Consider the following 23,170-nt stretch of genomic DNA (forward strand, 5'->3'; position numbering starts at 1 on the left):
TTTCTAGATAACTAAAAAATATGAGATTTAATTGTTTCAAAAAAAGCTGCTACTTATTTCTTTTTTTAACCTTTACAACAGCAGTAATAGCACAAGAATCGGCTATAAATACTGATGTAAATGCCGATTTCTATAAAGCAATTCGTTTGTACAACAATAAAGCATATGCTGCTTCTCAAGAAGTTTTTCGTGAAGTTTCACTAAACTCTGAAAAACATCATAATTTAAAAGCTGATGCAGACTATTACGATGCTATGTGTGCTATTAAATTACAACAAGATGATGCTGATTACAGAGTTAATCAATTTGTTGAAAATTACCCTTATAATAATAAAAAAGAGAAGGCTTTTTTAAATGTTGGTAATTATTATTTTGCTAATAGAAAAGCGGCCCATGCTCTAAAATGGTATCAAAAAGTAAATGAAAAACTATTGAGTCCAGAAGAAAAAAATGAACTCAATTATAAAATGGGATATGCACTTTTAGTTTCTAATTATCTAAGAGATGCTAAATCTCGTTTTCAAGCCTTGTTAGGAAATCCTATTTATGGTAACGATGCTCGTTATTACTACGGTTATATTGCCTACAAACAAGAAAACTTTGGAGAAGCAGAAGACAATTTAAGTCAACTAGCAAACGATGCTACCTACCAAGCTAAAGCAAACTATTACATTTTAGATATTAGTTTTAAAGCTGGGCGATTCGATAAATCAATTCAAATTGGAGAACAATTATTAAAAACTACAAAGGACAAAAAAGAGATTTCAGAAATTTCTAAAATTGTAGGGGAAAGTTATTTCAACCTTAAAAAATATGAAAAAGCTATTCCATACTTAAAAGCCTATAAAGGTAAAAATGGTCGTTGGACAAACACCGATTACTATTATTTAGGTTATGCTTATTATCAACAAAAAGATTACGAAACAGCTGTTAGTAATTTCAATAAAATTATTGGTGGAAATAACAAAGTAGCACAAAATGCTTATTACCATTTAGGAGAATGTTATTTAGAATTAGATAAAAAAACGGAAGCATTAAACGCATTTAAAAATGCTAGCGAAATGGATTTTGATGCTCAAATTACTCAAAGTTCTTCTTTAAATTACGCTAAATTGAGTTATGAAGAAGGAAATCCATATGAAAGTGTTCCTGATGTTTTAAAAGGTTTTTTAGCTAAATACCCTACATCTCCTAACGCTGCTGAAATTAGTAATTTGTTAGTTACTTCATACTTACACCAAAGAGATTACCAAGGTGCTCTAGACTTTTTAAGCACTTCAGAAACTCCTGAAAGTAAAAATATTATTAATGAAGTTTCTTTATACAGAGGTATTCAATTATACAATGAAAACAAGATAACCAAAGCAAAACCATACTTTATAAATGCAACACAATCAGAAAACATGACTGTGAGTAATAAAGGGGCATATTGGTTAGCTGAAACTGAATATTCTTTAGGAAATTATCAAAACGCTCTTAAACACTTCTTATCCGTTACTGATAAAGATATTAAAGAGGCTAAAATGTTAAATTACCAAATTGGATACACAAACTTTAAACTAAAAAGCTACCCTAATGCTGCAAAATATTTTCAGCAATTTTTAGAACAGAATCTTGATGATAACGATTTAAATGACGATGCTTCAAATCGCTTAGGAGACTCTTTTTATGCCTCAAAAAGTTATACAAACGCTATTAAAGCATACAATAAAGTAATTCAAGAAGGTGGTGTAGGATCAGATTATGCACAATATCAAACAGCTATGAGTAATGGTTTCTTAGGTAAAAACGATGTAAAAGTTCAAAACCTTGAAACCCTAATTAATGATTATGATGGTTCTCAGTTAAAAGATGATGCTTTATTCCAATTAGCAACGACTTATACAACTATGAACAATGCTTCAAAAGCTCAAAAAACTTATGAACGTCTACTAACCAATCACCCAAAAAGTAACTACGTTCCAAACGTACTGTTACGTCAAGGATTATTATACTATAGCAACAATAATAATAAAAAAGCTATTGAGAAATACAAGGAAGTAGTTGCGAAACATCCTAATTCAAACGAAGCAAAACAAGCTGTAAGTAACGTTAAAAACGTATATATTGATATAGGTAAAGTTGATGAATATGCTGCTTGGGTTAAAAATGTAAGTTTTGCCAATGTTACCAATGCTGAACTAGATAATGCAACTTATCAATCTGCTGAAAACAAATTCTTAGATAACAACAACAATAAAGCTATTGAAGGCTTTAATAAATATTTACAGCAATTCCCTAACGGAATTAATGCTTTAAAAGCTCATTTTTACTTAGCACAAGCCTATAACAACTCTAAACTATTCGACAAAGCTATTCCTCATTATACGTATGTAAACAAGCAAACTAAAAGTGAGTTTACAGAAGAATCTTTAACCAAGTTAGCTAATATTTATTTACAAAAAGAAGATTGGAGCAAAGGTATTTTAGTGCTTCAACAATTAGAAAAAGAAGCTAACTATCCGCAAAACATCATTTTTGCTCAAAGTAATTTAATGAAAGGATATTACAAAAAAGAAGATTATACGAATGCTATTGCCTATGCTGAAAAAGTATTAGTTAAAGGAAAGGTAGACACGAACATTGCTGAAGATGCTAAAATCATTTTAGCTCGCTCTTCGTTTAAAAACAATGACTTTTTAACTGCAGAGGAGTATTTTAACGAAGCTAGTAAAAAAGCCACTGGAGAGTTAAAAGCTGAGTGTTTATATTACAATGCTTTCTTTTTACATGAAAACAAAGAATATGAAGCTTCTACCAAAGCTGTACAAGATTTAATTGCCAATTATTCATCATACAAATACTGGGGGGTAAAAAGCTATATAATTATGGCAAAAAATTATTATGCCCTAAAAGATGCGTATCAAGCAACATATATCTTGGAAAATATCATCAAAAACTTTACACAGTATAAAGATGTTATTGAAGAAGCAAAAAACGAGCTTCGTACTATAAAGAATAAAGAAGCAAAAACAAACGAATCAGTAACTACCCAAAACTAAAATTTGTTAATAACAAACGAAAGTTAAATGACTAGATCGATGAAAAAGCACCTAAGTTTACTTGTTTTATTTGTAGTAGCATATACAAATGCACAAGAAAAAAACGTCACTAATAAAGCTAAAGACACTATTATAAAAACAGAAGTTGTAAATGTTGTAACTTCATATGTTCCAAAGATTACTGATGCCTTTAAAATAAAACAAAAACCAGTAATTGAACACACAAAAGAAACTCAGAAAAAAGCTTTAGAATACCAAATATTTTCAGTTCCTGTTGCTTCTACTTTTATTCCTAAAAGTGGAACAATGAAAAAGGTAGACTTGGGTAAAAGAGAAAAGCTATACCCTAACTACGTATCGGTTGGGTTTGGAAACGTACTTTCACCTTTTTTAGAAGCATATGTAAGACGTAGCGAAAGCTATAATAGCGAATTGGGGGCTCATTTAAAATTCTTATTATCATCTGACCCCGTAGCAAACACTGAATTAAGTAGTACTTTTTACAATATTGACTTAAACATAAACTACACTCAACAAGAACGTTATTTCCAATGGTCAGCAGGTTTAGATGCTGAAAAAGATAAATATAACTGGTACGGTTTACCTACAAATATTACGTTTACAGAAGCTACTTTAAGTGCTATTGAAGAAGCCCAAAGTTACAATCATATCAAAATATTTGGTCAGATAAAGCCCGATGATTCTTTTTTAGATGAAGCTAATGGATCAATCGCTTTTTTCTCTGACTCATTTGAAACTGCTGAATTTTTAGTTGATGGTAATGCACAATTTCGTTTTCCTTTAGATAATTTTCATCGCCAATTAAACGATCTGTATGTAAATACTACTATTAACTACTTAGGAGGTTCATATGCCTATGCATATGATGCAATTACTCCTATAGATTATAACTTCATTACACTAGGAGTACATCCAACTTACAAATTCAATGTACAAGATTTAGCTATTCAATTAGGAGCAAAAAGTTACTTTTCAATGGATACAGAAAATAGCGAAAACAACTTTTTCATCTATCCTGATGTAGAGATTTCATATCCTATCATTAAAGAACTAGCAAATGTATTTGTTGGAGCATCTGGTGATTTAACCACAAATATGTATCAATCTTTCACAAATGATAACCCATACTTATCTCCTACTCTTGACATGAGACAAACTAATAAAAAGTTTGATGCTTTTGGAGGAATTAGAGGTAAACTAAACCATCAATTTAGTTATAATGCAAAAGTAAGTTATGCTGATATTGAAAATAATCCATTTTTTGTACTCAATCAATCAAAATCAGAGGGTGATAACATTGCTGGAACTAACGGATTTACATTCTATGGATATGAATATGGGAACTCTTTTAAGGTTATATATGACGATATTAAATTGATGACCTTCTTTGGTGAAGTTGCCTTTGATGGTATTAAAAACCTTACTATTGGAGCCAATGCCCAGTTCAATAAATTTACCTTGACCAATGAAACAGAAGCTTGGAATACTCCTGAGATAAAAGGTGAAGTCTTCGGAACTTATAAAACCAACAAATGGTTTGCAGGCGCTAATTTATACTTTGTAGGAAGTCGTAAAGGAAGAACCTATGATGTTTTACCTGCCGATACTTTTACTTCTACAGATTTGAAAAGTTATTTTGACGTGAATTTTAATGGTGGATATCATTTTGACGATTCGTTCTCAGTTTTCTTAAACTTAAATAATGTTCTAAACAACAGCTACCAACGATTCAATAACTTTAATGTACAAGGATTTCAGGCAATGGGAGGTTTAACTTGGAAGTTTGATACGTTATTCTAAGAATTAAAATATAAAACTTACATTTAGGGTGTTAAAAACTAATACCCTAAATGAAAAAACTAACCTTTTTATTATTTACAAGTTTTGCTTTTGTTACTTGTAAAACAGAACAAAAACAGGCTACAACTACTTCGAAAAACTATACTGAAGTAAACTACCAACAAGATTCTACACAAATAAAAAAACTATTTAGCACAGCACTTACCGAAGGTAAATCATACGAATGGTTACGCGATTTAACACAAAACATTGGAAGTCGTTTATCAGGATCAGAAGGAGCAGCTAAGTCTGTTATTTGGGGAGAGAAGCTAATGAAAGAAGTTGGTTTAGACTCTGTTTGGTTACAACCTGTAATGGTACCACATTGGGTTCGTGGAGAAAAAGAAGTAGCCAACTACAAATTTAATGGAGAGGAAATTAATGTTCCTATCTGTGCTTTAGGAGGCTCAATTGCAACACCAAATGAAGGAGTTACTGCAGAGATTATTGAAGTAAAAAACATAGAGGAAGCTAAAAAACTAGGAGATAAAGCCAATGGAAAAATTGTGTTTTTTAATGGTGCTTTTGACAATACACTCATCAATACCTTCCAAGCTTATGGTGGTTGTGTAGGACAGCGTTATGGAGGAGCCGCTATAGTTGGTAAATTTGGAGCTAAAGGAGTTATCGTACGATCTATGACTAACGGAATCGATGATTATCCGCACACAGGTTCTATGGGCTATGGGGATATTCCTGAAGAAGAATATATTCCTGCTGCTGCAATTAGTTCTCGTGCTGCAGAAAATTTAAGCAAGCATTTAAAAGAAGACCCAACCTTACAATTTTACTTTAAACAAAGTTGTAAAAACTTACCTGATGCCCCTTCACATAATGTCGTAGGAGAAATTAAAGGAAGTGAATATCCTAATAAAATTATGGTAATTGGTGGACATTTAGATTCTTGGGACTTAGGTGACGGTGCTCATGATGACGGAACAGGGATTGTACAATCTTTAGAAGTAGCATATCTATTAAAAAAGAACAATATTCAACCAAAAAACACAATCCGTATTATATTTTTCATGAATGAAGAAAATGGTTTACGTGGTGCAACTGAATATGCTCGTTTAGCTAAGGAAAATAACGAATTACATATTGGAGCTTTAGAATCTGATGCAGGCGGGCACACCCCTAGAGGTTTTTCTATCGATGCCAATGAAAGAAACTTACAACTTGTACAAAGTTGGAAAAAATTATTAGCTCCTTACGGTTTACACGATATTACTGCTGGAGGCGGAGGTGCAGACATCGGGCCTTTAAAAGACGACCATGTTACCTTGGTAGGCTATCGTCCAGACTCTCAACGCTATTTCGACTATCATCATGCTGCTACTGATACATTTGACAAAGTCAATAAACGTGAATTAGAATTAGGTAGTGCATCTATGGCTAGCATTGTGTATTTAATGGATAAATACTTATACAACAAAGAGACATTAAAACCTTAATTCATGGGCTCCCTAATAATTACATTAAGGATTATATTCGGAATATTTTTTGCTTTTGCAGGAATTATGCACTTTATAAAGCCTAAAATTTTCAATCGATTTATACCTAATTTACTTCCAAAATTAGCTATAAATTATATAGCTGGCTTATTAGAGTTAGCAATTGGTATTGGATTATTAATTAATCAAACTACAAAACAGGCAGCTCTAGCAATGTTTATACTAATGTTGATTTTTTTACCAATCCACATTTGGGATGTTTTCAGAGAAAAACCTGCAATTGGATCTAAGAAAATAGCCATTATTAGAGTACCTCTTCAATTTTTATTATTGTACATCGCATATTTAATTTATACACACTAATGAAAAAAACACTACTTCCTCTACTCGCTTTTAGCCTATTATTTTCTTGTAAACCACAAGAAAAAGTAGATACTATTGTTATTAACGCTCATACTTATACCGTAAACTCTAATTTTGACACAACCGAAAGTTTCGCTATAAGAGACGGGAAATTTATAGCAGTAGGAAACAATAAAGAAATACAAGAAAAATACACAGCAACTAATCTTATCGATGCTAAAAACAAACCTGTCTTCCCTGGATTTATCGATGCACACTGTCATTTTTACGGATTAGGATTACAACAACAAAAAGCTGACTTAGTTGGAACAGAAAGTTATAATGAAGTACTACAACGCTTAATCGATTTCCAAAAAGAAAAGAACACTACCTACATAACTGGGCGTGGTTGGGATCAAAACGATTGGGAGGTAAAAAAATTCCCTACCAAAGAAAAGTTAGACAGCATATTTCCAAACACACCTGTAGCTATTCGTAGAATTGATGGCCATGCGATGTTAGTAAACCAAGCTGCAATTAATTTAGCAGGAATTACTACTAAGTCAAAAATTGATGGTGGTGAGTTTATAAAAAAAGATGGAAAATTAACTGGAGTGCTTATTGATAATGCAATGAACTTTATCAATAACCCGAAACCATCGAAAAGAGAACAGATTCAAGCGTTAAAAGATGCTGAAAAAATCTGTTTTGATTTAGGGTTAACCACAGTTGACGATGCAGGGTTAAACAAAGAGGTTATCGAACTAATCGATAGTTTACAACAATCTGGCGATTTAAAAATGCGTGTATATGCAATGATCTCTAACAATCAAAAAAATCTTGATTATTATCTTAACAAAGGAATCATTAAAACAGATAGATTAAATGTTCGTTCTGTAAAAGTATATGCTGATGGCGCATTAGGTTCACGAGGAGCTGCTCTTAAAGACGAATATTCTGATAAAAAAGGACATTTTGGTGCTTTGGTTAATTCCTACGAAAACTTACAAAAAGTAGCTAAAAGAATTGCCGCTTCTGAATATCAAATGAACACACACGCTATTGGCGACTCTGCAAATTATATAATGCTAAAAACTTATAATGAAGTATTGAAAAACAAAAATGATAGACGTTGGCGTATTGAGCACGCTCAAATAGTAGATACAAAAGACTTTGACCTATTTAAAAATGTGCTTCCATCTATACAACCAACACATGCTACTTCAGATATGTATTGGGCAGAAGACCGTGTAGGGTCAGATAGAATCAAAGGTGCTTATGCTTATAATGATTTATTAAAAGAATACGGAAAAGTTGCCTTAGGAACGGACTTTCCTATTGAACATGTAAGTCCATTATATACATTTTACGCAGCAACCATCAGAAAAGATTTAAAAGGATATCCCGAAAAAGGTTATCAAATGGAAAACTCTTTATCTAGAGAAAATGCTTTAAAAGGAATGACCATTTGGAATGCTTATGCAAACTTTGAAGAAAAAGAAAAAGGAAGTATCGAAGTTGGTAAGGTAGCTGATTTTATTATCTTAGATAAAGATATCATGACGATTGATGGAAAAGAAATTCCAAATACAAAAGTTCTAGCAACCTATATAAACGGAGAAAAAGTAAATTAAAAATGCATCTTTTTCTATTCGTTGTAGTCTGATTTATAAAATCAACAAATTATGACACAACTACAACGAAAACAACAATTTTACAAACAATTAACTTTAGCTAAAAAGGCACTTAAAAGTAAACACTTTCAGGTGTCTTTTTATCATTTAGAGAATGCTCATATTTTAGGACAAAAACATGTTTACAGGCACACTTTATCTCATTACTGGATGTTAGTCTACGGAATAAAAACATATAGTCTTAAAGAAATTGTTGGTCAATTTTTCAGAATTATAGCTTCAATTTTATTTACTTTAATTTGGGTACCTACAGGAAATACAGGTGGCTCTAACATATCTGCAATTAAACCTATTCCTGTTAGAAAAGAACTTCAAAAATATTTTTGACAATAAATGCATCTTTTTACACTTTTTCTTGTCTGTTATATGAAAACAAAAAACAGATAATATCATGAAAAATAAAAATCAATGTACTTGTACTTGCGAAGGATGTAAAACAGGTGACTGCTCAAATTGTACATGTGAAAACTGCACATGTAACAACTGTAACTGTTAATTAAATCAACTTTTAAAATTCTTGTCACTCTGAATACAATGAAAACAAAATATTCGTTTTATTCAGCGTGGCATTTTTCGTAAATTTATACTATGACAACGCAACAAGTTTGGAAAAAATACGCAGATGATGTAAAGCACTTTATTTTAAGTAAAGTGAAAGACACTACTGTGACTGATGATTTGCTACAAGAAACATTTATTAAAGTTCATACGAAACTTCATACCCTAAAGGATATTACTAAATTAAAACCGTGGATTTTTACAATTGCTCGTAATACTATGATGGATTACTTCAAAAGTACTAATCAAACTGTTGAATTAAACAATTTTGAAACTCAAATAGATGAAAAAGAGCACGAACATACCGAAAAAGATTGCTTACGCGGTATCTTACAAAGCTTACCCAAAAAATATAGAGATCCGCTATTTTTATCAGACATAAAAGGCTTAAAACAACAAGAAGTCGCTAATACTTTAAAACAAAATTTACCTACTACAAAATCTCAAATTCAACGTGCTCGAAAACTAATTGCTCAAGGTTTTATGGATTGCTGTGGATTCTCACTTAACGAAGAAGGGAAATTAGTAGGCGAAATTCAAGACAAAGAAGATTGTAAAGTTTGTAAGTAAGTTATATATTCAACTTTTCTTCTAACTTATTTTTTAATTATGATTTCGTTCTTTATCAACTTTTATCGCTTTTGCAAACTTGTTTTTATAGGTATTAAAAAAGATACTGAATTTAGATATTTATTCTTTTTCCTTTCTATTCTACTAACGAGTTCTACCATATTTTATAATAAAATTGAACATTGGGAAGTTGTAGACTCCTTATATTTTTCTGTAATTACGATGGCTACCGTAGGTTATGGAGATTTTGTCCCTACTCATAATATTAGTAAAATATTTACAATAATATATACCTTTCTGTCTATCGGAACATTTGTTGCTTTTACTACTAAAATTGTTCAATTTACCCTACAAAAAGACAATCAAAAAACACCTTTAGGTAAGCTAACTTCAAAGTTTAAAAATAAGAATCAGTAGTTTTTTAAAACTTTCGTAACTTTGTGTAAATTCAACACTAAATGAAGATATCACAAAATATAAAAGTTGCTGTAGATGCTGTTGTTTTTGGCTATCAACAAAAAGAACTCTCTGTTTTATTAATAAAAAGAGGCATTGAACCTTTTAAAGGAGCTTGGGCGTTACCTGGTGGATTAGTTTTAGAAAATGAATCACTAGAACATGCTGTTGAAAGAGAACTATTAGAAGAAACTGGAGTAACTATTGATTATCTTGAACAGCTGTACACTTTTGGAACTCCAAAAAGAGACCCAAGAAATAGAGTTATTTCTGTTACCTATTTTGGCTTAGTAAGTCCCAATCATTTTAAAATCAGTGCGAATACAGATGCTGCTGAAGTGCAATGGTTCCCTATTCATGAATTGCCCAAATTAGCGTTTGACCACAATCTTATTTTAACCATAGCTTTACAAAGACTTCAAAACAAAATAAACTACCAACCTATTGGATTCGAACTACTAAAAAAAGAATTCCCTTTTTCTGATTTAGAAAACCTTTATCAAACTATTCTTGATCAGAAAATTGACCGACGTAATTTCAGAAAGAAAATTATGAGCTTCGGAATACTTACTGAAACAGACAAAATACACCAACCATCTAGTGGTAGACCTGCGAAACTTTTTAAGTTTAATGCTAAAAAATACAAAGAACTAGAAAAGAAAGGATTCCACTTCGAAATTAAGTTTGCGTAAAAAAAACACTAAAACATTTTTTATTTTAAAAAACTGAATTATATTTGTGTAAAAATTACGCAATATGATTTTAAACTTAGACAAAAACTTTACTCCTTTCGGAACAGAAAACAATATAGACCATAATTTCTTTACTTTTTCAGGAGGGGAACCGCATATTAAAATCATTTCTAAACTTGAAAATGTAACAGAAGTAACAATTACACATCGTATTCAGTCTTTTAATGATATAGGTACTCTATTATTAGCTACCAATGCGCTCAAAAATATGGAAATAAAAAAACTACATGTGGTACTTCCTTATTTTCCTGCTGCACGTCAAGATAGATTAATGGTATCAGGTGAACCTTTATCGGTAAAAGTATATGCAGATATTATAAATGCACAAAACTTTGAGTCAGTAACTGTTTTCGACCCACATTCTGAAGTAACTCCTGCCCTATTGAATAACTGTAGAGTTATAGATAACCACAAATTCATAGAGCTCATTACTCAACAATTATCAGACAACTTACTTCTAATTTCACCAGACGGAGGTGCTTTAAAAAAGATTTATAAAGTTGCTGCTTATCTTCAAAATTATGAAGTAGTAGAATGTTCAAAAAGTCGAAATGTAAAGACTGGTCAGCTAACAGGTTTCAAAGTATATGCTGATGACCTACAAGGAAAAGATTGTTTAATTGTGGATGATATTTGCGATGGTGGCGGAACTTTTTTAGGGCTAGCTAAAGAACTAAAAGCTAAGAATGCAGGAAACTTATACTTAGCGATAAGTCACGGAATATTTAGTAAAGGTTTTGATGAGCTTCAAAAACACTTTACCAAAATTTTTACAACGGATAGTTTTAAAACTATTGAAAACGATAATTGTATACAAATTGAATTGGGAAAATTGCTATAAAAACCAAAAAATTGCTATGAAAAAAAACATTATAAAATCAACATTTATTGGATTGGCAGTAGCTGATGCCCTAGGGGTACCAGTAGAGTTTAAAAATAGACAGGAGTTAAAGCAAACCCCAGTAACAACTATGAGAGAGTTTGGAACACATCATCAACCAAAAGGAACTTGGTCTGATGACAGTTCTCTTACTTTTTGTTTAGCTGAGAGTTTATGTCAAGGATACGATTTAGTGGATATTTCATATAAATTTATCCAATGGATGAATGCTGAGATATGGACTCCACACGGTAATGTTTTTGATATCGGAATCCAAACACGAAAAGCGATTGAACAACTTTCAAAAATCATAAATAAAAAAGACTATAAAGAACTAGAAATTTTAAAATATTCTGATGATGAATATACAAATGGTAATGGTTCATTAATGAGAATTATTCCTTTACTCTTTTACATAAAGGATAAAAAAATAAATGACCAGTTTAATATTATTTGGCATGTTTCATCACTAACACACCCCCACATAAGATCGGCTATTTCCTGTTTAATATATTTAAAATTAGCTGAATATATTTTAAATGGATTTTCAATTATAGATTCTTATAAAAAAATGCAAAATGAAATTAATCTCTTTTTAACAGAAAGAAATATTTCTTCTTACGAGCAAAATCATTTTTCAAGAATTTTAAAACAAAATATATCAAATTTAAAAGAAAATGATATTAATTCTAGTGGTTACGTTATTCATACATTAGAAGCTTCACTTTGGTCTTTACTCAACGCCTCTAATTATAGCGAAGCAGTTTTAAAAGCTGTAAATTTAGGTGATGATACTGATACAACAGCTACTGTAGTTGGAGCTATTGCTGGTATGTACTATGGAATAGATAATATACCTCAAGAGTGGATAGATTCATTGGTAAGAAAAGATGATATTATTCTCCTAAGTCAACAATTTGCTAAAAAATACAACTATGACAATTAAAATTATAAAAGGAGATATTACAAAAGTAAGAGTTGACGTTATAGTTAATGCTGCTAATTCAAGTTTATTAGGAGGAAGTGGTGTCGATGGAGCTATACACAGAGCAGGCGGTTCTTCTATTTTAGAAGAATGCCAGCAAATTAGGAACAAACAAGGTAAATGTAAAACTTGGGAAGCTGTAATTACAACTGCTGGAAATCTTCCTGCTAAAAAAGTTATTCATACTGTTGGCCCTGTGTACCAAGAAGGAAAAAACAACGAGAAAGAATTATTAGCCAACTGTTATAAAAACAGTCTGTTGCTTGCTAAAGAAAACAATTTGCATTCGATCGCTTTTCCTTGCATTAGTACAGGGATTTATCGCTTTCCTAAACAAGTAGCAGCTGAAGTAGCTCTTTCAACAATAAAAAGCACTCCAATATTAGATGAAATAATTTTTGTGTGTTTTGATAATGAAAGCTACACGATATATAAAAACTTATTAAGCTATGAATGAGAAAAACACAAAAAGAAATGGCGTTTGGTTAACCAACCTTGTCCCAGCTGAATTTATTGAATTTTTAGATTAATAATAGTATGAAAACATTTGTCATTGGTGATATTCATGGAGGCTTAAAAGCCTTACCCCAAGTTTTAAAAAAAGCCAAAATCACTATAGAAGATACCTTAATTTTTCTTGGTGATTATGTGGACGGTTGGAGTGAGTCTGCACAAGTCATTGATTTTTTAATAGAGTTAAACAAAAAGCATAAATGTATTTTCATTAAAGGAAATCATGATTTGTGGTGTGAAGATTGGTTGAGAACTGGTGAAGGTGAAACCATTTGGCTAGTACATGGTGGAGAAGAAACCAAAAAGAGTTATGAATCTTATTCAGAAGAACAAAAACATGAACATCTAGCATTTTTTCAACAAATGAAACCTTACCATATCGATAGTAAAAATCGTTTGTTTATTCATGCTGGTTTTACCTCTATGCATGGAGTTGAAAAAGAAACTTTCAAATTAAATTATCATTTTGATAGAACCTTATGGGAAACTGCTTTAGCTACTGATAAAGATTTGCCTAAAGAATCAGAGTTATACCCTGAGAGGTTCACACACTATTCAGAAATATACATTGGTCACACACCAACTATACGCTATAATTCATCAACACCTATAAACGCTTTAAACCTATGGAATATTGATACGGGAGCTGCATTTACAGGATATTTAACAATTATGGATATTGACAGTAAAAAGTTTTGGCAAAGTGATCAAGTAAAAACTTTGTATTCAAACGAAAAAGGAAGGAATTAAAATAAAAATTAAGAAAAATTTTTGCTTATAATTTAATTTGCGTAAATTTGACACAAACAAAATAACAAACTATGAATCCATTATTATATACAGACGGTTATAAAGTAGACCACAGAAGACAATACCCTAACAATACTACGTTAGTATATTCAAACTGGACACCAAGAAAAAGTAGAATTCAAGGAGTTGAGAAGGTTGTTTTTTTCGGACTGCAATACTTCATCAAAAAATATATAATTGAAGATTTTCAAACCAACTTTTTTAACAAACCAAAAGAAGAAATTTGCAAACAATACAGTAGAAGAATTAATAACTATTTAGGTGAAAACTCAGTAGGTATTGAACATATTGCAGCATTACACGATTTAGGATACATTCCAATGGTTTTTAAAGCATTACCAGAGGGTGTTGAAGTTCCTATCAGAGTACCAATGTTTACCATGTATAATACATTACCAGAATTCTTTTGGTTAACCAATTACTTTGAAACGTTATTATCTACCACTGTTTGGTTACCATGTAATTCTGCAACCATTGCAAAACAGTACAGAAAAATATTAGACAAATACGCACAAGAAACCTCATCTGTTCCTGAAATGGTAGATTGGCAAGGGCACGACTTTTCTATGAGAGGAATGGCTGGTTTAGAAGCTGCTGAAATGAGTGCTGCTGGTCACCTATTAAGTTTTACTGGTACAGACACAATTCCTGCTGTAGACTTTTTAGAAAAATATTACAATGCAGATTCTAACAACGAATTAATTGGAGGTTCTGTTGCGGCAACTGAACACTCTGTAATGTGTATGGGAACTAACAGTGGTGAGGAAGAAACTTTTAAAAGATTAATTACTGAAGTATATCCAAACGGTATTGTTTCTATTGTTTCTGATACTTGGGATTTATGGAAGGTTCTTACCGAATATTTACCGAATCTAAAAGAAGAAGTATTGGCTAGAGATGGGAAAGTAGTAATTAGACCAGATAGCGGGGATCCTGTAGACATTATCTGTGGAAACCCTAACGGTAAAACTGAAGAAGAACAAAAAGGAGTTATACAACTACTTTGGGAAGTTTTTGGAGGAACAACCAATACAAAAGGATATAAAGAACTAGATAGTCATATCGGAGCTATTTATGGCGATAGTATTACCCTTGAAAGAGCAACACAAATTTGTGAACGCTTAAAACAAAAAGGATTTGCTTCTACTAATGTAGTACTAGGAATTGGTTCTTTCACTTATCAATACAACACCAGAGATACTTTTGGATTTGCCATGAAAGCTACCTACGGAGAAGTTGATGGAGAAGGAAGAGAAATATTTAAAGATCCAATTACCGATGACGGAACTAAAAAATCTGCCAAAGGATTATTAAAAATAACTTTAGAAGATGGAGAATATATACTCAACGATCAAGTAAGCTGGGAAGAAGAACAAAAAGGTGAGTTGAGAGAAGTATTTAAAGACGGAAAATTGTTAGTTGATGAAAAACTAAGTGAAATAAAACTTCGCACAAAAAACAGTGTGTTAGAACTTACAGAATAGTATAAAGAAGCAGGAGTTAAACTCCTGCTTCTTTTATTTAAAACCCTACCAAAAACACTAAATACCAACACATTAAAAATCACTCAATTTGCTTAACTCTTGATTTTTTCATATCTTAAATGCAACTAAAAAAGAAACTTATGACAGATCAAGAACAGAAAAGACTAGATACAATGAATGCGGTTTTAGTTAAAATGGAAGACATTAAAAACACGCAAAAAAGTTTAATTGAAAAAATTGGTGTGGTTGAGGTTCAACTATTCGATATCCAATCAAAAGATTTAGACAAAGAACTCGAAAATGTAATGGTAAGAGCTTCTGACACCTTAAAAATTATAAAACAGGCTACAGAAGCTTTTGAAATGAAACGAAATCGTTTAGAAAACGAAGCATAAATAAAAAATCCGCCTAACAGCGGATTTTTATTTTATCGTCTCTTCTTTTTGAAACCTTTATTCTTTCTTCTAGAAGGTTTTAATGGCTTATAGGTTACAGTATCATCAAAGGTGTTTTTTGCTTTTCCTGCTTTATTTTTTCTCCAAGAAGTGTCTTCTGGAAGTAATTTTTTCAATAAATCAGTACGCCCAACTTTGTTCAATGTATCTTTAATCCACTTTTTATTTTCCTTTTTATACCAAAAGAAAAACTTATGCTGATCTTCCTTCTCCTTTTTAGTTTTCGGAGTTTTTACTTCTTTTAAAGTATACGGATGGTATCCACTGTAATAAATTACCGTAGCAACCGTCATCGGTGTTGGTGTAAACCCTTGTACTTGCTCTAACTGGAAGCCCATATCTTTGGTCTCAGCAGCTAAATTTGCCATATCTTCCGCCTCACAGGCAGGATGACTAGATATAAAGTAAGGTATTAATTGAAGCTTTAATTTCTTTTTAATATTAATACGATCGAACCTATCTTTAAATAAATGAAAATACTTAAACGAAGGCTTACGCATTAACTTTAATACTGGATCAGATGTATGCTCAGGAGCAACTTTAAGTCTACCTGAAACGTGTTTAGTCATTACCTCTTCAGTATATGCATCTAACTCCTTAGGATCAGCATTTTTATTGAATTCAGGCACTAACATATCATGTCGAATTCCACTACCAATAAATGATTTTTTCACCTTCGGATGTGCATCAACAGCTTGATATAACTCAGTTAACGGTTTGTGTGATGTATCTAAATTACTACAAATTACAGGTGATATACACGACGGTGCAACACATTTGTCACAAATCGATTGTACTTTACCTTTCATTTTGTACATATTCGCCGACGGTCCTCCGATATCTGATAAGTACCCTTTAAAGTCATCCATTTGGGCAACTTGATCCACTTCCTTTAAAACAGACTCTTGACTTCTACTCGCAATAAATTTTCCTTGGTGCGCTGAAATAGTACAAAAACTACACCCTCCAAAACATCCACGGTGAATATTAATAGAAAACTTAATCATTTCAAACGCGGGTATCGGTCCACGTTTATTATACTTTGGATGTGGTAATCGTGTAAAAGGTAAATCGAATGAAGCATCAATTTCTTCCTCCGTCATTGTTGGAAACGGCGGATTAATCATCAGCTTTTTATTCCCTACCTTTTGAAAAATACGACGTGCATATAATTTGTTCGACTCCTGCTCTATCACTTTAAAGTTAGAAGCATAAGCTTTCTTATCTTTCAAACAAACTTCATGCGAACTAATTTCTACATCGTCCCAGTTCTTATTTTTTGGAGTTTTCTCATCTTCTTCTAATAAAACAGCAGTCTGCTTAATAGTTTTTAAACTCGAAAATGGCACTCCTTTTTGCAACAACTCCACAATTTCTCTTAGTGGCTGCTCACCCATTCCGTATACCAACATATCGGCTTTAGAAGTTTCTAAAATCGTTGGTAATAATTTATCAGACCAGTAATCGTAATGTGTAACACGACGTAGCGAAGCTTCTATTCCTCCAATTAACACAGGAACATCTGGAAACTTTTCTTTTAAAATTTTAGAATATACTGAAGTTGCATAATCAGGTCTGAACCCTTTATCTCCATTAGGAGTGTAGGCATCTTTATCACGACGACGTTTACTAGCCGTGTAATTACTTACCATCGGATCCATACAACCACCTGTTACTGCAAAGAATAACCTTGGAGTTCCTAACTTCTCAAAATCTTGCAAATTGTCATGTACACTTGGTTGCGGAACAATTGCCACACGCAAGCCATAACTCTCTAAAATACGCCCAATTACTGCAGGACCAAATGATGGATGATCTACGTATGCATCTCCACTGAATAGGATTACATCTAATTCATCCCATCCTCTTAACTTCACCTCCTTTTTTGTAGTCGGTAACCAATCTGAAAGTCGTCTTATTCTCATGCCGCTGCAAAGGTACGGGGTTTTATTTACACTACAATACAGTAAAAAACTGAAAACTACATTATAAACACAACAAACAAGAAAAATAAAATCATAATTTTTAACTAGATTTATTCCCTAATTAATTTAAATAAAAACCCAAAATGAAAAAAAACATTACTTTTCTATTACTATTATTTTTATCACTTCAAGCCTTTTCTCAAATACAAACTGAAAAAATTATCCCTCCTGCTAAAGGAAAGTCTGTAATTTACTTTCTAAGAACAACTGGTTTAGGAGCTTTAATGAACATTAGGTATTTTGATAAAGAAAATTATCTAGGAAGATTTAATGGTGTTAACTATTTACGTTATGAATGTGATCCAGGAGAAAAAGTTTTTTGGATTAAAGCTGAAAACATTGATGTGTTAGAAGCTAATTTAGAAGCTGACAAAGTTTATTTAGTTGAAACTAATGCTGTAATGGGAGCTTTTTCTGCAGGTGCGAAATTTAAACTGGTTGATTTCAACAAAAAGAATCAAGTTAAAAGAATTAATAAGCTTTTAGAAAAAAAGGAACCTAAAACTTTTACTCAAGAAACTCTACAAGAACAACTACAGAAAATGAAAGATGTTGTAAACAAGGGATTAAAAAAAGTGAGAAAAAAAATAGAGCGTAAAAAAACGACTAAGTTATCACCTAATATGAATTATGAAGTATAAACTACTCACTCCATTTAGTTTAACTTCCCTTTAACAATTAATTAAGATAATACCGAAAGTAGTTTTACTAATTTCCGCCCTTATTTATTCAATTAATTTTTACAATGACTAAAAAAATACTTTCAACTATTTTAGTGGTATTTCTTGCTTTAGGAGTTTCTTTGAATGCAGAAGCACAACGAAAGAAGAAAAAAAACGCAAAAAAAGAGACTACCACTAAAAAAGACAAACCTAAAAAGGGCGGTATACAACCTTACGAAAAAGTTGTTACCAAAAAACACAAAACAGACGAAGGTTTGTTTAAAGTTCACTCAAAAGACTCTAAATATTTATTTGAAATTCCAGATTCTCTTCTAAACCGAGAAATGCTAATGGTTACCAGAATAGCCAAAACAGCTAGCGGAATTGGTTTTGGAGGTGGAAAACAAAATACACAAGTGTTACGTTGGGTAAAAAACAAGAAGCAAATTTTACTAAAAGTAGTTTCTCACAATGTTGTAGCAGACACAATTTTACCGGTACACGAAGCCGTTGTAAACTCTAATTTTGAACCTATCTTATATGCCTTTCCAATCAAAGCATTTAGCAAAGACTCAACAGCTACTGTAATTGATGCTAGTCCACTTTTTGAAGGTGATGTAAAAGCAATTGCTTTCCCTCAAAGAAGTAGAAAACGCTATAAGATTTCTAAAATGGATAAAAGCAGGTCTTATATAGATAGAATTAGTAGTTATCCTCAAAACATAGAAGTTAGAAACGTTAAAACATACATTGCAGGAAATCCTCCTTCGAATTCAAGTGTAGGTTCTGTAACTATGGAGTTAAGTAACTCTATGATTTTACTTCCTAAAACCCCTATGAAAAGACGTTATTTTGATGAGCGTGTTGGATGGTTTACTAGTTCTCAAACAGATTATGGTTTAGATGCTCAGAAAAGTAAATCAGTTACCTACTTAGACAGATGGCGTTTAGAAGTAAAAGATGAAGATCTTGAAAAGTTTAAAAGAGGTGAATTAGTAGAACCTAAAAAACAAATTGTATACTACATTGATAGAGCTACACCAAAAAAGTGGCGTAAATATATTAAACAAGGTATTGAAGATTGGCAAGTTGCTTTTGAGGCTGCTGGATTTAAAAATGCTATTATAGCTAAAGATGCACCTACTAAAGAAGAAAACCCAGATTGGAGTCCTGAAGATGTACGTTATTCTGTAGTTCGCTACTTAGCTTCTCCAATTCCTAATGCAAACGGACCTCACGTTAGTGATCCTCGTTCTGGAGAGATTTTAGAATCAGACATTAACTGGTACCACAATGTAATGACCTTATTACACAACTGGTATTTTGTACAAACAGCAGCTATTAATCCAGAAGCAAGAACAAATAAGTTTAAAGATGAAATTATGGGACGTCTTATTCGTTTCGTTTCTTCTCACGAAGTTGGACATACACTAGGACTCCCTCATAACATGGGAAGCTCAGTTGCTTATCCTGTAGATTCTTTACGTTCAGCTGAATTCACTAAGAAAAATGGAACTGCTCCTTCAATTATGGACTATGCTCGTTTTAACTACGTGGCACAACCAGAAGACAAAGGTGTGGCATTAATGCCTAATATTGGTCCTTACGACAAGTATGCTATCAATTGGGGATATAGACCAATCTTAGATAAATCTGCTAAGGAAGAAAAATCTGTATTAAATAAGTGGATTAAAGAGAAAGCTGGAAATCCTGTTTACAGATTTGGACACCAACAAGTTCGTAACATTATTGATCCTAGTTCACAAACAGAAGACTTAGGAGACGATGCTATGAAAGCGAGTGCTTATGGTATTAAAAACCTACAACGTATTTTACCTCGTTTAGAAGAGTGGACTACCGAAGATGGTGAAACCTACGAAGAACTTAAAACTATGTACGGACAAGTAGTTGGACAGTTTAACAGATACATGGGACACGTAAGTTCTAATATTGGTGGTGTATATGAATACTTTAAAACTTCCGATCAAGATGGTGCTGTATACATTCACGTTCCAAAAGAACACCAAAAAAGAGCGTTACAATTTGTAAATGATGAGTTATTTAAAACTCCAAATTGGTTAATTGACGAAAACATTATTAGTAAAACACAACACTCAGGTGTTATTGAGCGTATTAGAGGTTTACAGGTACGAACGTTAAATAGAGTTTTAAAAACTGGAAGATTAACACGTATGATTGAAAACGAAACGCTGAATGGTAATAAAGCTTACACACTTCTTCAAATGATGGGAGATTTACGCAAAGGTATTTGGAGTGAAGTATATGCTAACAAAACTATAGATCCGTATCGTAGAAACCTACAACGTGCACATTTAGACAGATTAGACTTTTTACTAAATAAAGCGAAAGATCAAAAAGCTGCTAAAAGCGACAGAGGTTACTTTAAGCAAACAGCCGTTACTATTAATCAATCAGATATTAAACCTGTAGTAAGAGGAGAATTAAAACGTTTACAAAGAGACATTAAAAGAAGTATTCCTTCTGCTCGTAACACCATAACTCGTTACCACTTACAAGATGCAGTAGATAGAATAGACACTATTCTAAATCCAAATAAATAATTTTTCTTAAATAACAGCAATCTAATAGGTTGCTGTTATTTTTTTTTACATTTACCTTCCATCTACTAAAAAACTATAATGAAAAAAAACTTACTTCTATTATTTATACTAGTAATCTCATTTGCTAGCTGCACAAAAAAAACAACAGCAAAGAAAGCTGAAAAGACAGAAAACACTTACGTAAAAGACCATTACACTAAAAAAGAGGTGAAAATTACAATGAGAGATGGCGTAAAACTTCATGCCACTATCTACTCACCAAAAGACACCAGTAAAGCCTACCCTATTCTACTACAACGTACTCCGTATAGTTGTCAACCTTATGGAGAAGATAAATTCAGAAAAAAAATTGGTCCAAACCCAGTTTTAATGAAAGAGGGTAACATTATCGTATATCAAGATGTTCGCGGACGTTGGATGAGTGAAGGAGTATACGACAACATGCGTGCATACATTCCAAATAAAACAGAAAAACAAACCGATGAAACTACAGATACCTATGACACTATTGATTGGTTAGTTAATAATGTAGCAAACAATAATGGTAAGGTAGGTACATGGGGAATTTCATATCCTGGTCACTACGCTACTGTTTCAACTATTGATGCACATCCAGCTTTAAAAGCTGCTTCACCACAAGCTTGTATTGGAGATTTCTTTTTTGATGATTTCCACCATAACGGAGCTTTCTTATTGAGCTACTTTAAAGCCATTTCTTTATTTGGTACATACAAAGATCAACCTACCGATTCAGCTTGGTACTCATTTCCTGATATGAAAACTCAAGACCAATATCAGTTTTTCTTAGATAAAGGACCTCTTAAAAACTTAAACGAATATTTTCAGTACGATAAGTTAGATACCAAAGTTGTTGAAAATAAAGAGCGTATTGATGATTTCTTTTGGAAAGAAATTGTAGAGCACCCTAATTATGACTCAGTATGGCAAAGTAAAGGAATCATTCAACATTTAGATAAAGTCCCTTCTACTGTAGCCACGATGATTGTTGGAGGTGAATTTGATGCTGAAGACTTGTATGGTCCATTAGAAACCTACAAAAACATTGAAAAAAATCAACCAAACAACTATAATACAATCGTTTTTGGACCTTGGGATCATGGCGGATGGTCTAGAAATAAAGTAGCTAACAAAGTTGGTAACTATTACTTTGGTGACTCAATCTCTTTAAAATTTCAAAAAGAGGTAGAAACCAAATTCTTCAATCACTTCTTAAAAGGTGATGGTTCTAAAAACTCAGGATTACCAGAAGCTTATGTTTTTGATACAGGTAAAAAAACGTGGAAATCTTACGATGCATGGCCACCAAAAAATGCTCAAAAACAAACATTTTTCCTTTCAGAAAACCAAGAATTAACAACAACTCAAAAAGGAAATAACAAGGTTAGTTTTATTAGTGACATTAAGCGACCTGTACCTTATTCGGAAGACATAAAAACGGTATTCACTCCACGTAAATATATGACAGACGATCAGCGTTTTGCTGCACGTAGACCTGATGTTTTGGTATATGAAACAGAGGTATTAACTGAAGATTTTACACTTGCTGGTGATATTTTAGCAAAATTACAAGTAGCTACCACTGGTTCTGCTGCCGATTGGATTGTTAAAGTTGTTGATGTGCATCCTGCTAATCTAAAAAATGACAACAAAGAAATGCAACCACATTTAAAATTGAGCAACTATCATTTAATGGTACGTAGTGAAGTAATGCGTGGACGTTTTAGAAACAGTTTTTCAAGTCCAGAACCATTTACTCCAAATAAGAAAACAGCTGTAAATATTAAACTACAAGATGTTTTTCATACGTTTAAAAAGGGACACAAAGTACAAATACAAGTGCAAAGCACTTGGTTTCCTTTAATTGACTTGAATCCTCAAACCTATGTAGACAATATTTACAAAGCAGACGAAAAAGACTTTAAAACACAAACACATTCTGTATTTACAGACTCTAGTATAGAGTTTACAGTCTTAAAATAATAGCAAACTTTTTTCTATTTAAAAACTTACAACATTTAAGTGTTGTGAGTTTTTTTTATGCTCTTTTAGCTATTTCTGTCTTAAAATTT

The 23,170-nt window shown here is 32.2% G+C and carries 19 protein-coding genes; 18 read left to right on the forward strand and 1 reads right to left on the reverse strand.

Annotated features, from left to right (window positions below):
* Positions 1 to 20: 20 nt before the first annotated feature.
* From C8N27_RS01925 to C8N27_RS01995, 15 genes are all read left to right on the forward strand, one after another.
* A complete protein-coding gene (locus tag C8N27_RS01925; protein ID WP_121146068.1) occupies positions 21 to 3,041 on the forward strand; it encodes a tetratricopeptide repeat protein in 3,021 nt (1,006 codons plus the stop codon).
* Positions 3,042 to 3,080: 39 nt separating this feature from the next.
* On the forward strand, positions 3,081 to 4,862 hold the full coding sequence (locus C8N27_RS01930; RefSeq protein ID WP_121146069.1) for a TonB-dependent receptor: 1,782 nt from the start codon (positions 3,081 to 3,083) through the stop codon (positions 4,860 to 4,862).
* Between the two features lie 50 nt (positions 4,863 to 4,912).
* Positions 4,913 to 6,352: a M20/M25/M40 family metallo-hydrolase gene (locus tag C8N27_RS01935; protein WP_121146070.1), complete on the forward strand. Its 1,440-nt coding sequence runs from the start codon at positions 4,913 to 4,915 to the stop codon at positions 6,350 to 6,352.
* A gap of 3 nt (positions 6,353 to 6,355) precedes the next feature.
* Complete coding sequence (locus C8N27_RS01940; protein WP_121146071.1) at positions 6,356 to 6,715, forward strand: DoxX family protein; 360 nt, start codon at positions 6,356 to 6,358, stop codon at positions 6,713 to 6,715.
* A complete protein-coding gene (locus tag C8N27_RS01945) occupies positions 6,715 to 8,328 on the forward strand; it encodes an amidohydrolase (protein WP_121146072.1) in 1,614 nt (537 codons plus the stop codon). The genes C8N27_RS01940 and C8N27_RS01945 overlap by 1 nt, the downstream gene beginning before the upstream one ends.
* A gap of 51 nt (positions 8,329 to 8,379) precedes the next feature.
* Positions 8,380 to 8,715, forward strand: a complete 336-nt coding sequence (locus C8N27_RS01950) for a DUF3703 domain-containing protein (RefSeq protein ID WP_028890575.1) — start codon at positions 8,380 to 8,382, stop codon at positions 8,713 to 8,715.
* Positions 8,716 to 8,976: 261 nt separating this feature from the next.
* Positions 8,977 to 9,516 carry a sigma-70 family RNA polymerase sigma factor gene (locus C8N27_RS01955; protein ID WP_028890574.1) on the forward strand — a complete coding sequence of 180 codons (540 nt, stop codon included), beginning with the start codon at positions 8,977 to 8,979 and terminating at the stop codon, positions 9,514 to 9,516.
* Between the two features lie 39 nt (positions 9,517 to 9,555).
* The gene (locus C8N27_RS01960; RefSeq protein WP_121146073.1) at positions 9,556 to 9,933 is read left to right on the forward strand and encodes a potassium channel family protein; all 378 of its coding nucleotides are present in this window, start codon (positions 9,556 to 9,558) and stop codon (positions 9,931 to 9,933) included.
* A 41-nt stretch (positions 9,934 to 9,974) separates the two neighbouring features.
* Positions 9,975 to 10,664, forward strand: coding sequence for an NUDIX domain-containing protein (locus C8N27_RS01965; protein WP_121146074.1), 690 nt, complete (start codon positions 9,975 to 9,977; stop codon positions 10,662 to 10,664).
* Positions 10,665 to 10,728: 64 nt separating this feature from the next.
* Positions 10,729 to 11,565, forward strand: coding sequence for a ribose-phosphate diphosphokinase (prs, locus tag C8N27_RS01970; protein WP_121146075.1), 837 nt, complete (start codon positions 10,729 to 10,731; stop codon positions 11,563 to 11,565).
* A gap of 16 nt (positions 11,566 to 11,581) precedes the next feature.
* Positions 11,582 to 12,550: an ADP-ribosylglycohydrolase family protein gene (locus C8N27_RS01975; RefSeq protein WP_121146298.1), complete on the forward strand. Its 969-nt coding sequence runs from the start codon at positions 11,582 to 11,584 to the stop codon at positions 12,548 to 12,550.
* Positions 12,540 to 13,046, forward strand: coding sequence for an O-acetyl-ADP-ribose deacetylase (locus C8N27_RS01980; RefSeq protein ID WP_121146076.1), 507 nt, complete (start codon positions 12,540 to 12,542; stop codon positions 13,044 to 13,046). The genes C8N27_RS01975 and C8N27_RS01980 overlap by 11 nt, the downstream gene beginning before the upstream one ends.
* 80 nt (positions 13,047 to 13,126) lie before the next feature.
* The gene (locus C8N27_RS01985) at positions 13,127 to 13,852 is read left to right on the forward strand and encodes a metallophosphoesterase (RefSeq protein WP_121146077.1); all 726 of its coding nucleotides are present in this window, start codon (positions 13,127 to 13,129) and stop codon (positions 13,850 to 13,852) included.
* A gap of 71 nt (positions 13,853 to 13,923) precedes the next feature.
* A complete protein-coding gene (locus C8N27_RS01990; protein WP_121146078.1) occupies positions 13,924 to 15,396 on the forward strand; it encodes a nicotinate phosphoribosyltransferase in 1,473 nt (490 codons plus the stop codon).
* Between the two features lie 140 nt (positions 15,397 to 15,536).
* Complete coding sequence (locus C8N27_RS01995) at positions 15,537 to 15,791, forward strand: hypothetical protein (protein ID WP_099216060.1); 255 nt, start codon at positions 15,537 to 15,539, stop codon at positions 15,789 to 15,791.
* A 32-nt stretch (positions 15,792 to 15,823) separates the two neighbouring features.
* Here C8N27_RS01995 and C8N27_RS02000 read toward each other — a convergent pair whose 3' ends face one another.
* A complete protein-coding gene (locus C8N27_RS02000) occupies positions 15,824 to 17,776 on the reverse strand; it encodes a YgiQ family radical SAM protein (protein ID WP_121146079.1) in 1,953 nt (650 codons plus the stop codon).
* 143 nt (positions 17,777 to 17,919) lie between these two features.
* On the opposite strand from C8N27_RS02000, the gene C8N27_RS02005 reads away from it, so the two are divergent.
* From C8N27_RS02005 to C8N27_RS02015, 3 genes are all read left to right on the forward strand, one after another.
* Positions 17,920 to 18,477, forward strand: a complete 558-nt coding sequence (locus C8N27_RS02005) for a hypothetical protein (protein WP_121146080.1) — start codon at positions 17,920 to 17,922, stop codon at positions 18,475 to 18,477.
* Positions 18,478 to 18,581: 104 nt separating this feature from the next.
* The gene (locus C8N27_RS02010) at positions 18,582 to 21,080 is read left to right on the forward strand and encodes a zinc-dependent metalloprotease (protein WP_121146081.1); all 2,499 of its coding nucleotides are present in this window, start codon (positions 18,582 to 18,584) and stop codon (positions 21,078 to 21,080) included.
* A 78-nt stretch (positions 21,081 to 21,158) separates the two neighbouring features.
* Positions 21,159 to 23,081 carry a CocE/NonD family hydrolase gene (locus tag C8N27_RS02015; RefSeq protein ID WP_121146082.1) on the forward strand — a complete coding sequence of 641 codons (1,923 nt, stop codon included), beginning with the start codon at positions 21,159 to 21,161 and terminating at the stop codon, positions 23,079 to 23,081.
* The last annotated feature ends 89 nt before the right edge of the window (positions 23,082 to 23,170 follow it).

The sequence above is a fragment of the Tenacibaculum discolor genome (assembly GCF_003664185.1).
In the GTDB taxonomy this organism is placed as follows: domain Bacteria; phylum Bacteroidota; class Bacteroidia; order Flavobacteriales; family Flavobacteriaceae; genus Polaribacter; species Polaribacter discolor.